Source organism: Paraburkholderia lebeckiae, assembly GCF_050436325.1.
In the GTDB taxonomy this organism is placed as follows: Bacteria; Pseudomonadota; Gammaproteobacteria; order Burkholderiales; family Burkholderiaceae; genus Paraburkholderia; species Paraburkholderia tuberum.
In genome coordinates this window covers 2,578,477-2,592,387 of sequence record NZ_JBNDLZ010000002.1, presented here as the reverse complement: position 1 = coordinate 2,592,387, position 13,911 = coordinate 2,578,477, and the positions used below count along the sequence as shown (strand labels likewise).

9 protein-coding genes are annotated in these 13,911 nt (G+C 64.5%); 3 read left to right on the top strand and 6 right to left on the bottom strand.

Annotated features, from left to right (window positions below; translation table 11 throughout):
• Nucleotides 1-811: 811 nt before the first annotated feature.
• Entirely contained in the window at nt 812-2,521 is a 1,710-nt protein-coding gene (locus OKW44_RS15140; RefSeq protein WP_018423550.1) for a hypothetical protein, read from the top strand.
• Between the two features lie 563 nt (nt 2,522-3,084).
• On the opposite strand, the gene OKW44_RS15135 is transcribed toward OKW44_RS15140, so the two are convergent.
• Nucleotides 3,085-4,500 carry an aminotransferase-like domain-containing protein gene (locus OKW44_RS15135; protein ID WP_018423551.1) on the bottom strand — a complete coding sequence of 472 codons (1,416 nt, stop codon included), beginning with the start codon at nt 4,498-4,500 and terminating at the stop codon, nt 3,085-3,087.
• A 185-nt stretch (nt 4,501-4,685) separates the two neighbouring features.
• Between OKW44_RS15135 and aptA the strand changes: the two genes are divergently transcribed.
• Nucleotides 4,686-6,014, top strand: a complete 1,329-nt coding sequence (aptA, locus tag OKW44_RS15130; protein ID WP_018423552.1) for an omega-aminotransferase AptA — start codon at nt 4,686-4,688, stop codon at nt 6,012-6,014.
• A gap of 100 nt (nt 6,015-6,114) precedes the next feature.
• On the opposite strand, the gene OKW44_RS15125 is transcribed toward aptA, so the two are convergent.
• Nucleotides 6,115-6,639 carry a DUF6496 domain-containing protein gene (locus OKW44_RS15125; protein ID WP_018423553.1) on the bottom strand — a complete coding sequence of 175 codons (525 nt, stop codon included), beginning with the start codon at nt 6,637-6,639 and terminating at the stop codon, nt 6,115-6,117.
• Nucleotides 6,640-6,834: 195 nt separating this feature from the next.
• Between OKW44_RS15125 and OKW44_RS15120 the strand changes: the two genes are divergently transcribed.
• Complete coding sequence (locus tag OKW44_RS15120) at nt 6,835-7,086, top strand: hypothetical protein (RefSeq protein WP_018423554.1); 252 nt, start codon at nt 6,835-6,837, stop codon at nt 7,084-7,086.
• Between the two features lie 128 nt (nt 7,087-7,214).
• Here the strand turns inward: OKW44_RS15120 and OKW44_RS15115 are convergent, their stop codons facing one another.
• The 4 genes from OKW44_RS15115 to OKW44_RS15100 form a co-directional block, all read right to left on the bottom strand.
• Nucleotides 7,215-8,423 carry an ABC transporter substrate-binding protein gene (locus OKW44_RS15115; RefSeq protein WP_026226368.1) on the bottom strand — a complete coding sequence of 403 codons (1,209 nt, stop codon included), beginning with the start codon at nt 8,421-8,423 and terminating at the stop codon, nt 7,215-7,217.
• Nucleotides 8,424-8,526: 103 nt separating this feature from the next.
• Entirely contained in the window at nt 8,527-12,168 is a 3,642-nt protein-coding gene (locus OKW44_RS15110; protein WP_018423556.1) for a molybdopterin cofactor-binding domain-containing protein, read from the bottom strand.
• Entirely contained in the window at nt 12,165-12,674 is a 510-nt protein-coding gene (locus tag OKW44_RS15105; RefSeq protein ID WP_018423557.1) for a (2Fe-2S)-binding protein, read from the bottom strand. Before OKW44_RS15105 ends, OKW44_RS15110 begins: the two co-directional genes overlap by 4 nt.
• Before the next feature lie 28 nt (nt 12,675-12,702).
• Complete coding sequence (locus OKW44_RS15100; protein WP_018423558.1) at nt 12,703-13,902, bottom strand: amidohydrolase family protein; 1,200 nt, start codon at nt 13,900-13,902, stop codon at nt 12,703-12,705.
• Nucleotides 13,903-13,911: the final 9 nt, after the last annotated feature.

Sequence of the window (13,911 nt, the reverse complement as noted above, 5' to 3'; positions counted from 1 at the left end):
AAATCGTCATCAACCTTACAAAGTTTAAGCAATGCAAAAGTCGCATTGACCCGCTGGATCAGCACGCGAGCGCAACGGGCCGCTGCCGCGACTCATTTCCGCGTCGTCGCCTCGGTCGGGTGCTCAACTTTCAAGGCGTTGTAAAGGAGTCTGGCGAGCGCAATCGCCGGCTCTGCCAGCCACGAACATCTACTGATGCCAGTGAATCTTCGTACTTGAGAAGCGCAACTCCGCGTGGAATGCGCCTTACCGCAGTGAAGGGTGGGCGCGCGTTCCCCGCATGAAGATCGTGATCGTCATGCACTCGACCCTTGTCTGAGCGCATCGACCTGTCGATAGGGTTAGCACGACAGATTCGTGGGCGGACAATGAAGCCAATCGCTGGCTATCGCTTATTCGCTGCGTTGCAGCGAACCGTTGGCGCCTGCAGCGAGCATAGATCTGCCGGCTCTGACCGGTGTCACAGCGGCTTGCAATGTGGTGATATTGGCCGATAACGTCGAACACTCTCCGCGTCTGGGTCCACGCCTCGACTTTCCAAGCACCACCCATCGAGCTGCGCTATTTGTGCGGCGCTCCGACAGCAGAAAAGTGCCTCGGCGGTTCGCGCAATGCGAGCTTGCGCAGCGCCATTCAAATGCCCATAATCGGCGCTGTTCGATTCGCTGTCGTTCCTCTTTTACTTCGTTCATCCCAACCCCGGCCTTGCGTTGTGTTGTCGTGGGCATGTTTCGACGGTCAGAGTGGTGACCTTGGTAGCAGCGGGCATGCGTCGACCGGCGAGGGTCTCCATCAACCGGAGAAGGCCCGAATGTCCACGATGACGAATGACGCCATTCTGCGTGTGAGCTCCACGCGGAGATCGATGACGATGCAAGCCGCCCTGGAGTGTGTGAACTGGACGCAGCTGTGCGACCAGATCCTCATCTTCGTATTCGGCTCGTCGCTATATGCAGCGATCCTCTACAACCTCGACATCAATAGCGGCGTGCTGGCAGGAATCTGGGCGTTCGCCATCGTTGTAGCCGTCGTCATCTATGGCTATGTTTCTCGTTCCGAATGGCGCACCACGATCGTTACGATATTATTCATCGCGGTGGTGTTGTTTGCGTTTGGATTCCTGCGAGAATTCAGTTTCGACGGCCTGAACTATCACATCGCGACACCGTTATCGATAGACCACACCCTAAACGGCGTTGCCGATACCGACGCACTGGGCGGAAGCTTCTGGGCCGCACATTACCCCAAAGCATTTGAGTATTTTGCATACACGGCCAAGGTTCTGACTTCACGGTTCAACAGTGGAAAGTCATTTACGCTATTGCTCAGTGTCCCTGCCTGCGTTGCTCTGATGGGTTTGCTGCAGTCAGCGGGAATATCTGCCAGAGCGTCACTGATTGCTTCGGTTGCCTCTGTTTACAACCCGGTAGCGCTCGGCCAGGTGACGAGTTTTTATGTCGACGCTGCACATTACTACTGCTGGGCCATCTTTTCTGTCCATTTGCTTTTCGCGCTCAAGCGTAGGCCTTATTCCGGAGTTCAACTAGGTATCGCACTCGTGCTTCTGATCGGCTCGAAGCTGACAGGACCCGCCTTCGCCGCCATCTCGATTGCTGTTTTCTTCACGGCGGAGTTTATTGGCGGCGAAAAGAGACGCTTTCTGACTCAGAACCGGAAAGTTATCGGAGAGTTGGTCATCTGGTCTGTTGTCGCTGTCGCAGTGATCGGCTATTCGCCGTACGTGCAGAACATAGTCGCTGGCAAACACATTTTCTACCCCGTGCTGGGCAGCGACAAGGTCGATATTATCGGTGGAAGAGTGTCAGCACACTTTCTTGCAATGAATCCTTTGCAGAGGATTTTCTTATCGTATTTCTCGCTGCCGCTGGATTGCAGGCCGTGCGAGAACGCGGAGCCTATCTTTGTCCCGTCATACGCCCACTTGCGCGACGCGTTTATCGCGCTGCATACGGCTGCTGCGCGTTTCGGCGCGTTCGGACCCTTCTTCGGGGTTATGTTTATCGCGTGCATCGCTTCTTTCTTCTGGAGAAGGAGAGACGGCGGTGAGATTGCGAAAGTGTTTCTTCTCGCAACGTTAGCGAGCGTTCTGCTACATCCGCAGTCCTGGTGGGCCCGCTACGTCCCGATGTTTTATATGGTCCCATTTCTGGTCATTGCGGGGTTTTCATCCAATCGGAAACTATTCCATGTAGTACTCGCCTTCGGCATCGCGAACTCGGTCCTCGCTGCGGCAAGCGTTACGGGCTATATCCTGCTGAAGGAGACGTACTACAAAGACGAGGTGGCCGCAGTGCGCACGATATGCGGTCAAGAACCAATATTGCTGGCATCTTCGGAGATGAATTGGGAAGCGGATTTGCGCGACGACAGTCTCGTTGTTGCGGCGGGAAAGCATCCGGCCAATTCAGGTTGTCCCGTGAACTTCGACGAGATGATGGTCATGAATAAATATCCGTCGCTGGAAAATTTTCGATGGTCGCCAACGTCCAGCCGGCGTTGAAAAGAACCCGCCAGTTGCGTGTGGCGAAGCCGCTCGAACGAGCGTATTCATTTGCTCACCTATTTCTCACTGAAACGAATATTTCGCGATCTTGACCTCGGTCCTTGTCGCAGTCGCAATGACACTGAACCCAATGCGGACGATGTCGCCGTTAGTGGCCCAGATTGCGTTTGTCCGTAGGTCGGTCTTTCGTGGCGTGCTACGCAAGCACGTGCGATACAGTCAATGGCGCTTGTCAAGGCAAACGGGCGTTGCCGAGGGACATCTGGCAAGGGTAGTCAGAATTGCCGAAGTGCTGGATGTTCCTGTGTGGCTACTATTCGTATAGCCGGCAGGTCGCGGCTGACCGCAGCGGCGGGAGCATTCCCTGGAATCTCAAACGCAATCCAGTCAACGATTAACTTTGAAAACCTGTCAGGAAAAGAAAGTACACACTTAACGGTCCATGCGCTGTCTTTGGGCTCAGCGCGCATTTCCAGTTCGCGATATAACCAAAGGTACAACTTAATTGTTTGAGGAATGGCCGCTCAGAAAAGTACGGACTTTATTGTGTCGCTACACGTCTACCACGCCCCCTGCCCGACCCGCTCGATGAAGCGCCACAACGCGTCGTCGCTCGAATACGGCGCGTTGAAGCGGAACCACGCGCTTGGCGCGTCGTCGGGACGGAAGTACGAGCCCGGTGCGAGCCAGATTCCGTGCGCAAGCGCGGCAGTTGCGACCTCGGCGGCACGCTCCGCTTCGATCGGCAGACGCGCCAGCATGAAGAGTCCCGCGCGCGGCCGGTGAAACACCTCGAGCCCGAGCGCGTCCAGCCGTTCTTCGAGGGCCACGTGCGCGAGCTTCAGCCGTTCGTTGACCGTCTCGACGTGGCGCGCGTAACGCCCTTCCACCAGCACCTTGTCGACGATCCGCTCGATCGTTTCCGACGACGTCAGCCCCACCGCCATCTTCGTGCGCGCGAGTTCGCGCAGCACCGCCTGCTCGGCCACCACATAGCCGCAGCGCAGCGACGGCGTCACCGTCTTCGAAAAGCCGCCGACGTGCAACACGCGCTGCAAGCCTTCCATCGCCGCCAGTAGCGGCGCGCCGGCCGGCGCGAGTTCGCGGCTCACGTCGTCCTCGATCACCCAGATGCGCTCGCGCTCGGCGATCTGCAGCAAGCGGAACGCGGCCGACATGCCGAAGGTCGCGCCGGTCGGATTCTGGAGCGTGGTGTTGACGAAGATCGCCTTCGGCTTGTGCCGCGCGACCAGCGTTGCGAGAACGTCCGTATCGACGCCGGCCGGCGTGCGCGGCACGCCATGCACGACCAGCCCGGCGAGCTTCAGGATCTGCAGCAGATTGCAGTAGCCGGGATCTTCGACGATCACCGCATCGCCCGCGCGCAGCAGCGTGCGCACGATCAGGTCGAGCCCCTGCGTCGCGCCCTGCGTGAGCAGCACGTTCGCGACGTCGACGGGCAGCCCGCGCCGGTCGAGTTGTTCGGCGATGCGCTCGCGCAGCGGCGCGAAGCCGTACGGATGGCCATAGTCGCCGAGGCGCGCGGCCGGCACCCGGCTCAGCGCGCGCAGCGAGTGCTGCAGGCCGCTCTCGTTGGTCCATTCGCTCGGCAGCCAGCCGCAGCCCGCCTTGATCGGCACCGAGTGATCGGCGAATACGTCGGACAGCAGCCACGTCGCGGTCAGGCTCGGCGGCGTCCAGTCGGCGATGGCCGCGCGCGTGGACGGCGAGCGCGCCGCCACCCGATAGCCGGAGCCGCGCCGCGCGACCACGAGGCCCATCGACACGAGCCGGTTGTACGCCTCGGTCACGGTGAAGGTGCTCAGCGCGTGGCTTTGGGCAAGCTGCCGCACCGACGGCAGCAGTGCGCCGGCGCGCAGCGATTGCGAGTCGATCGCGCGCGCGAAGCTCTGCACGACCTGTTCGACGAGCGTCGGCGCCGCGCGCCGGTCGCGTTGAAGGTCCAGTTCGATCATGTTTCGGGCGAAAAACGAGGGGCAAAAAGACGGACCGCGGACCGCCCGCCTACCGGAACAGTTCGCGCGAATCCACCAGCACAGTTGACACCACACTTGGTCAACTGTTTATGCCGCCATTAAACCGCGAGGACTACAGTTTGGCTACGCTTAAAGCCCCAACCGCGCCACTTCGAGGAGATGCCATGACTTCGCGCCCCGTCATCGACGATCTGTCGTCCTTCTGGATGCCCTTCACCGCCAATCGCCAGTTCAAGGCCGCGCCGCGCCTGCTGGAATCGGCGAAGGGCATGTACTACCGCAGCACCGACGGGCGCGAGATTCTCGACGGTTGCGCCGGGCTGTGGTGCGTGAACGCCGGCCATGGCCGCGATGAAATCGTCGCCGCGATCACGCAGCAGTTGTCGACGCTCGACTTCGCGCCGACCTTCCAGATGGGCCACCCGCTCGCGTTCGAAGCGGCGAAGAAGGTTGCCGAGCTGATGCCGGAAGGGCTCGATCGCATCTTCTTCACGAACTCCGGCTCCGAATCGGTCGACACCGCGCTGAAAATCGCGCTCGCCTACCATCGCGCGCGCGGCGAAGGCCAGCGCACGCGTCTGATCGGCCGCGAGCGCGGCTATCACGGCGTCGGTTTCGGCGGCATTTCGGTCGGCGGCATCGCACCGAATCGCAAGACGTTTTCCGGCGCGCTGTTGCCGGCGGTCGATCATCTGCCGCATACGCACGACCTCGAACACAACGCGTTCTCGAAGGGCCAGCCCGCATGGGGCGCGCATCTGGCCGAGGAGCTGGGGCGCATCGTCGCGCTGCACGACGCTTCGACGATCGCCGCGGTGATCGTCGAACCGGTGGCCGGCTCGACCGGCGTGCTGATTCCGCCGCAAGGCTATCTGCAGAAGCTGCGCGAGATCTGCACGAAGCACGGCATCCTGCTCATCTTCGACGAGGTGATCACAGGCTTTGGCCGCCTCGGCAAGGCGACCGCGAGCGAACACTTCGGCGTCACGCCGGATCTGATCACGCTGGCGAAGGCGATCAACAACGCGTCGATTCCGATGGGCGCGGTCGCGGCGAGCCGCACGATCCACGACACGGTCGTGGGTAGCGGCGCGCCGGGCGCGATCGAGCTGTTCCACGGCTACACGTACTCGGCGCATCCGGCGGCTGCCGCGGCCGCGATCGCGACGCTCGATCTGTACCGCCGCGACCAGCTGTTCGAGCGCGCGGCAAGCCTCGCGCCGACGTTCGAAGCCGCCGCGCATGGACTGCGCGGCGCGAAGCACGTGAAGGACGTGCGCAATCTCGGCCTCGTCGCGGGCATCGAGCTCGAATCGCGCGACGGGGCGCCGGGGGCGCGCGCCTACGAGGCGTTCGTCAAATGCTTCGAGGCCGGCGTGCTGATCCGTTTCACCGGCGACATCCTCGCGTTCTCGCCGCCGCTGATCATCGACGAAGAGCAGATCGCGCGGCTCTTCCGCACCGTTGGCGAGGTGCTGGCGACAGTACAGTAAGAAGGCGCGCAAGCGCGCCACCAGGCGACGACGAAAGAGCGGCGGCACGCGCATGCGTGCGCCGCTCTTTTCTATTGCTGCCGCTTTGCGAGCCGCAAGCTCAGTGATGCGCGCGCGACGCCCGCGTTTGCGCGGCCTTTTTCGCGGCAGCGGAGCGTCCAGCCGCGCCCTTCGTCTCAGCGGCCTTTTTGGCTGCGGCCGAGCGGCTCGCGGCTGGCCGCTTGGCCGCCGCCGACTTCGCCTGCTTCGACATCGCGGCCGACGACGCCCCGGCCTTGCTCTCGCGCTTGAGCACGCTCTCCGACACACGCGAGCGTTTCGCGCTCGACTCCTTGCTCGCACTCTTTTTCGCGGCGCCTTCGTGCTTGCCCGCCGCGCTGTCCTTCTGCGCTTTCTTGCGGGTCGCCTCGCTCGTGGCGCCCTTCTTCGGCGGCTTTAGGTCGACGCCCGCGCGCCGCGCCTCGGACAGCCCGATCGCGATCGCCTGCTTCGGCGAGCGCACGCCGTGCTTGCCGGCGCGGACTTTGTCCACCTGTTCCTTGACGAACTCTCCCGCTTGAGTACTCGCTGATTTGCCGGCGCGTTTATCGGCCTCGGCACGCTTCAAGGTTTTCTGCTCTGGCATGACGGTTCTCCGGTTGTGGGTGAGTCTCTATCATTGAGCAACGAGCGTGCCGGCGCGCCAATCCGCGCCATGGTCCGGCGGCGGTTGCGCGGCGGGACTCGCGTGCGTCGGCGGGACGGCGTATGGTTGTGGACATGGGACGGGAGTAAGCGCCGAAGCGCCAACTCAAATCGACCGCCTTGCATGGAGACAGCCATGAAGATAGTTACGGTTCGCGCTGGCACACATATCGAGGGCGTGCACTGGATCGCCGAGTACGTCGAAGACGTCCACGAAATTCGCGTGTTCCGCGAGGGGCAGGAAGTGGACGTGCACAACGCGCCGTCCACACTGTTCGGCGATGAAGAAAACGCGGGCTCGAAAAACACCGCCGATCATCGCGCGATGGAAGCGGCCGTGCTCGCTTATCTGAAGCGCTTCGTCACGGAGCACGACGCGGAAGAGTAGGTTTCGCCGACGGCAACCGCCGTTTTCAAAGCCGCCCGCTCGTGGCAAAAGCCGCTGCGAACGTGCATTCACCAACACTCGCGCGGCCATTGCGCGGCAGTCACGACGGACCGCCGCGCGCCACGTCCTCAATCCGCCGGGCGCAGTTTCTTCACCTCGGCGTCCGATGGCTGCACGCTCGCGCCATCCACATAGCGGTACGACGTCATCACACCCTTGCCGTCCTTCACGCCGGTCACGCCGACATACGCGCCCATCGTCGACTGATTGTCCTGCGCGCGGTACATGATCGGGCCGAATGGCGTCTGCACGTTGAGCCCCTTGAACGCGGCGGCGAGTTTGTCCGGATCGGTCGAACCCGCCTTCTTGATGCCGTCCGCGATCGACATCAGCGCCGAATAGCCGACCACCGAGCCCAGCCGCGGATAGTCGTGATATTTCGCCTGATACGCGTCGACGAACTGCTTGTTCGCGGCCGTATCGATCGAATACCACGGGTAGCCGGTCACGATCCAGCCGGTCGGCGCTTCGGCGCCGAGCGGATCGAGGTAGTCGGGCTCGCCGGTCAGCAACGACACCACCGCGCGATCCTTGAAGAGCCCGCGCGTATTGCCCTCGCGCACGAACTTGCCGAGGTCGGCGCCGAACAGCACGTTGAAGATCGCGTCGGGCTTCGCGTCGGCGATCGCCTGGGTCACGGCGCCCGCGTCGACGTTGCCGAGCGGCGTCGCCTGTTCGACGACGAACTGCACGTCCGGCTGCGCGGCCGTCAGCAGCTTCTTGAAGGTCGCCACCGCCGATTGCCCGTACTCGTAGTTCGGATACACGATCGCCCAGCGCTTCTTCTTCAGCTTCGCGGCCTCGGGCACCAGCATCGCGACCTGCATGTAGGTCGAAGGGCGCAGACGGTACGTGTATTTGTTGCCATCGGCCCAGACGATCTTGTCGGTCAGCGGTTCGGCCGCGAGGAAGAAGATCTTCTTCTGCTTCGCGAAGTCGGCTAGCGCGAGGCCGGTGTTCGACAGGAAGCCGCCGAACAGCAGCTGCACCTGCTCACGCGCGATCAGTTCCTGGGCGACGCGGATCGTGTCGCCGGGATTGCCGTTGTCGTCGCGCGAGATAACTTCGAGCTGCTTGCCGAGCACGCCACCCGCCGCGTTCACCTGCTCGAGTGCGAGATTCCAGCCTTGCTTGTAAGGCCCGAGAAAGGCGGGTTGCGCCTTGTAGCTATTGATCTCACCGATCTTGACGGTCTGCTGTGCGCTCGCGCCGAGCGCGGCAAACGAGCACACGGTCGACACCATGAGGCGAGAGATCCATCCTGCGCGCGTGGTCATGCGTTTCTCCGTTATCAGAAGGAATGGTGGTTTTAGTCAGATATGCGAACGCGCGGACGTGCAAGCGCGCGGACCTGCGCACCTGCGGACGACGGCTGGCGGCTCATTGCTCGCGCGGTTCCGCGCGGATTCTGGCCACGTTCGCGGCGACGTCCTGCCACGCCGGCTTGCCGCCCGCGAACTGCGCGCGCAGGAACGACACGAGTTCGGCGACCTGGGCGTCGTTGAAACTGTCGCGGTAAGCCGGCATCGTACCGAGTTCGGGCCGCGCAGGCGAGCCGATGCCGTCGAGAATCACGCGAATCAGGTTGTCCGGCGCCGCGCCGTGCAGGTTCGTGTTCAGCGCAAGCGACGGATGTGCGCCGAACAACTGAGGTCCGCTGCCAGCGTGATGGCACGCGGCGCACGCGCCGTCGAAAAGCCGCGCACCCGCCGTGACCGGCGCGCCCGTCATCGCGCTGGCCTGTTCGTATGCGCGCGCGGTCGCGGCCGGATCGGCGTTCGGTTCCAGCGGATTGAGCGACGCGAGATAGACGGCCATCGCGCGGATATCGCTGTCGGGCAGCGCCGCGAGATCGCCGACCACGTGCGCCATCGGCCCGGCTGCGACACCGTGCAACGGCGCGTGACCGTCGCGCAGATAGCGGAACAGTTCGTCCTCGCTCCACGGCACCGGCGCGTTCGACAACGCCGACAGCGCGGGCGCTTCCCAGCCCTCTGCGCTGCCTCCGCCCATGAGCGCCGCGCCGGTTTTTTCGGCGCCGAACGCGTTGCGCGGCGTGTGGCACGCGCTGCAATGGCCAAGGCCATTCACCAGATACGCGCCGCGATTCCATTGCTCGCTCTGCGCGGGCTTGGCGGTAAACGCAGTGCGGCCGAGAAACAGGCCGTTCCATGCAGCCATTAGCGGACGCACGCTGAAAGGAAACGCGAGCTTCGTTTCGGGCGGCCGGCTGCGCACCGGCGTTTGCGACATCAGATACGCGTAGAGCGCATGCAGATCGTCATCGGAGATGTTCTGGAACGACGTGTACGGAAACGCCGGATACAGCCGATGACCGTCGCGGCTGATGCCGTGCCGCATCGCGCGCACGAACGCTTCGAGCGACCAGTGGCCGATCCCCGTTTGGCCGTCGGGCGTGAGGTTGGTGCTGTAGACGGTGCCGAACGGGGTCGCGAGCGGCTTGCCGCCGGCGTTCGGCACGCCGTTGTTGGCGGTATGGCAAACCGCGCAATTGCCGAGCGACGCGAGCAGCTTGCCGCGCGCGATCAGTTCCGGCGCGAACGCGCTCGCGAGCGGCGGCGTGATCGGCGCAAGCGGCGCGCTGGAAACCGATGCGAACGACAGCGCACCAAGCCAGCCGACCGCGCCCGCAGCCAACAAGCCGAAAAAGCCGCGCAGCCAGCGCTTTTTCCTGCGCGCCGCCGCCGCGTCTTCCGCCTGCGCGTCGGCGAGCGCGGCGCGGATCTTTTCCGGCGTGAACGGCGGGCGACGGAAACGCACCCCCGTCGCGTCGTACAGCGCATTGGCGATGGCGGCCGCGCCGGGCAACGACGCCGACTCGCCGGCGCCCATCGGTGGCTCGCCGTGGCGCGACATCATCACGACGTCGATCACCGGCACTTCCCGGAACGTCAGGATCGGATACGCGCCCCACTCCTGGCTCGTCACCGCGTTGTCGCCGAAACTGACCTGCTCCTTCAGCGCGCGGCTCGTCGTCTGGATCACGTTGCCGTGAATCTGATGACGCACGCCATCGGGATTGACCATCGTGCCCGTGTCCTGGCCGACCACGACGCGCGTGACCGCCAGTTCGCCGCTGTTGCGATTGACTTCGACGTCGGCGACCCACGCGGACCATGCGGCGCCGAACCCCGGGAATTTGCTGTGCACGTAGCGCGCGTACGCGATGCCGCGGCCGCGCGCGATGTTGTCGTCGTCCTCGCCGCGCGTTTTGAACGCGGGTTCGCGCGGTTCCCACCCGGCTTTTGCCGCGACCGCCTTGACGAGGTCGATCGCGCGCGGATCGGTCAGATGCCTGAGGCGGAATTCGACCGGATCGACGCCGGCCTGCTCTGCCAGTTCGTCGATGAACGACTCGTGCGCGAACGTGTTCGGCAACGCCGACACGCCGCGCAGCCACGCGGCGCGCACGATTGGCGGCGTGTCGTCGCAGACGATGCGCATGCTGTGATAGTCGTACGGCGGCACGGCCGTGCGGTCGCCCATCTCGAACACCTGCGGCTGCGCGGGGATCGTGCCGGTCAGCAGCAGCGCGAGCGTGGGGGCGTCGTTGGATGGATAGCGCGTCGCGAAGTCGTAGGCGGCGAGGTCGCCTTCGGCGGTGAGCGCGCCGCGTACGTCCATCAACTGCGCCGCGCCCTTCGGCTCCCACGCGTGTTCGTCCTCGCGCGACAGCTGCACGCGCACCGGCGCGCCGACCGCGCGTGATAGCAGCGCGGCATCGGCGGCGACGTCGTCCGCGCAATTGCGGCCGTAGCAGCCCGCCGCATCCATCCGTACGATGTCGATGCGCGCTTCGTCGAGCGCCAGCAGCAATGCGAGGTCGGCGCGCAGCGAATGCGGGTTCTGCGTGCCGGACCAGATTTTCAGCTGCGTGTCGTCGCCGTCTCCGTTGCGATAGTCCGCGACCGCGCACGACGGGCCGATCGATGCGTGCATCTGGAACGGCCACACGTAAGTCCGTTCCAACGTGCGCGACGGGTCTTGCGCGAGCGCCGCATCCACGTCGCCTTCGATCACCAGGTCGCGCCGCGTCGCCGGATTCGCACGCAGCGCCGCTTCGACCTGCTCGCTCGTGTCGAGCGGCGGCAGACCATCGACCGTCTTCCAGCGCACGTCGAGCCGCTGCGCTGCCTGTTGCGCAATCTCCTCACGCACGGCGACGATACCGACGAAATCGCGAATCACGACCACCTTCACGATGCCAGGCAAATCGCGAATCGCCGCTTCGTTCACCTCCAGCAGGCTATGCCCGATGAACTCACCCTGCGCGACGCCCGCATAAGGCGGCCGCACCACGCGTCCATGCAGCATGCCGGCCACGCGCACGTCGTGCACGAAGCTCAGCTCACCGGTCGCCTTCGCGGGAATATCGACGCGCGGCACGCTTTTGCCGACGACGCGGTACGCGTGCGGCGGTTTCAAAGGCGCATCGGTCGACAGCAGCAGTTCGACACGCTGGCCTTTGATCAGCTCGCCATAGTGAATGCCCTGCGCCGGGTCGCCATCGCGTGGAAACACGCGGCTGTCCTGCACGTCGAGATCGTTCGCGTCTACATTCAGGCGCGCAGCCGCTTGTGCGACCAGATACTGACGCGCTTGTGCCGCCGCCTGCCGCAGCGGCACCGCCGAAATCTGGATCGTCGCGCTCGCGATCGTCGGCCCCTGGTTCGGCGCTTCGCCGGTATGGCCGAGCACGATCGATACACGCGTCAACGGCACATCGAGCTCTTCCGCGACGATCTGCGCGAGCGCGGTGCCGATGCCGGTGCCCAGGTCCACGTGACCGTTGAACGCGACCACGCTGCCATCGTCTCGCACGACCAGAAACAGATCCGCCTCGGTCGGCACGAACGAAGAACGCGAACCCGGCTGGCCGCGCGCGGCCTTGACCGGTGCATGCGGCGGCCGCGCGACGAGCAGCACGCTGTGCGCGTCGTACAACTGCTTGCGCGACGGCGGCGCGCCACGACGATCGACGCTGAAGTCCGGCCCGGTCATACGCGCGCTCCGTCGTCCACGTCCGTTTGCGCGTCGAGCAATTGCGCCGCGCGCTGCACCGCGCGCACGATCTCGACATGCGTGCCGCAGCGACACAGATTGCGCGACAGCTCGCGCTGGATCGTCGCGACGCTCGGATGCGGATCGCGATCGAGCAGCGCCTTCGCGGTCATGATCATGCCGTTCAGGCAGTAGCCGCATTGCGCGGCCTGTTCGTCGATGAACGCCTGCTGCACCGGATGCAACGCGGTGCGCGTGCCGAGCCCTTCGAGCGTCGTGATCTCGCGGCCCAGCGCAACTTCGGCGGTCGTCACGCAGGCGCGCGTCGGCATGCCGTCGAGCAGCACGGTGCAGGCGCCGCATTCGCCGAGACCGCAACCGAACTTCGGCCCGTTCAGCGCGAGATCGTTGCGCAGCAAGTAGAGCAGCGGTGTCTGCGCCGCCGCGCTGACCACATGCGTCGCGCCGTTCACCTTCAGCACGAGCTGAGCGGCGCGGTTCGTCATGATGCGAGCACCCTGTCGCGCCGCGCGTTCACAGCACCACCGGCACTTCGGTCGCGGGCGGCGTATTGCGGCTGCGCCGGCAGCGGATCAGACCATCGATCATCACCATCCCCACACCCGGAATATCCCCGAGTTGCACGCTTTCGAGCAGCGTGTCGGCGGCCGTATGCTGCGCGCGGTCCATGAACACGAGATCGGCGGGACGGCCCACCTCGATCAGCCCCTGGCGCAGGTGGCGCTGCCGCGCGGTATTGCCGGTCGCAAAGCAGAACGCGATTTCGGCGGGGACGTCGGCGAGGCTCGAGATCAGCGCGATCATGCGCAGAATGCCGAGCGGTTGCACGCCGGAGCCGGCCGGGCTATCGGTGCCGAGAATGATCCGGTGCGGGCATTTCAGTTCGATCGCATGGCGCGCGGTCAGCAACGCGATCCGCTCGTTGCCGTTGTGGACGATTTCGAGCGCGCGGCTCGACTGCTCGCACAGATCGCACACGTGCCGGTACGACAGCGACGTATGGCCGCCATTGACGTGGCCGATCACATCGGCATCGGCGGCGAGCACCACGTCCCGATCGATCAGGCCGGAGCCCGGAATCGACGGACCGCCTGTGTGAATCGTGCTCTGGATACCGTACTTGCGCGCCCACGCGACCATCTGTTGCGCTTCCTCGCCGCCCTTCACGCTGCCGAGGCCCACTTCGCCGAGCAGCTTTACGCCGGCCTCGGAAAGCTCCTTGAAGTCCTGCTCGACCATGCCCTTCTCGATCACGGGCGCGCCCGCCAGCACCTTGACGCCGCCACCGACGCCGGCCGCGCGCATGCCCTCGAACGAGCGCTGCGCGGTGATCGCGAGCGCCTTCACGCCGAGCACATCTTTCGGACGGCCAGGCAAATGCACTTCGCCGGCCGAGATCATCGTCGTCACACCGCCGTTCAGATTCGACTCGATCCAGCCCAGCTGATTCTGGCGCGGCGTCCAGTCGCCAAACACCGGATGCACGTGCGAGTCGATCAGGCCCGGCGCGACCGTCGTGCCCTTGCAGTCGACCGTCGTGCGCGCGCCTTCGAGATCGCAGTCCTTCTCGCGGCCGACCGCGACGATCACGCCGTCGTCGATCACCAGCGTGTCCGCGTCGAGAATCGGCTGATCGATATCGCCCGACAGCAGCAGCCCGATGTTCGTTACCGCGACCTTGCCCGACAAGCCTGTCAACGTCTCTGCCGCCATCTGCCTCTC

Coding starts and splice junctions, on each gene's coding strand:
- OKW44_RS15140 (WP_018423550.1), top strand. CDS start 812: ATGTCCACGATGACGAATGACGCCATTCTGCGTGTGAGCTCCACGCGG.
- OKW44_RS15135 (WP_018423551.1), bottom strand. CDS start 4,500: ATGATCGAACTGGACCTTCAACGCGACCGGCGCGCGGCGCCGACGCTC.
- aptA (WP_018423552.1), top strand. CDS start 4,686: ATGACTTCGCGCCCCGTCATCGACGATCTGTCGTCCTTCTGGATGCCC.
- OKW44_RS15125 (WP_018423553.1), bottom strand. CDS start 6,639: ATGCCAGAGCAGAAAACCTTGAAGCGTGCCGAGGCCGATAAACGCGCC.
- OKW44_RS15120 (WP_018423554.1), top strand. CDS start 6,835: ATGAAGATAGTTACGGTTCGCGCTGGCACACATATCGAGGGCGTGCAC.
- OKW44_RS15115 (WP_026226368.1), bottom strand. CDS start 8,423: ATGACCACGCGCGCAGGATGGATCTCTCGCCTCATGGTGTCGACCGTG.
- OKW44_RS15110 (WP_018423556.1), bottom strand. CDS start 12,168: ATGACCGGGCCGGACTTCAGCGTCGATCGTCGTGGCGCGCCGCCGTCG.
- OKW44_RS15105 (WP_018423557.1), bottom strand. CDS start 12,674: ATGACGAACCGCGCCGCTCAGCTCGTGCTGAAGGTGAACGGCGCGACG.
- OKW44_RS15100 (WP_018423558.1), bottom strand. CDS start 13,902: ATGGCGGCAGAGACGTTGACAGGCTTGTCGGGCAAGGTCGCGGTAACG.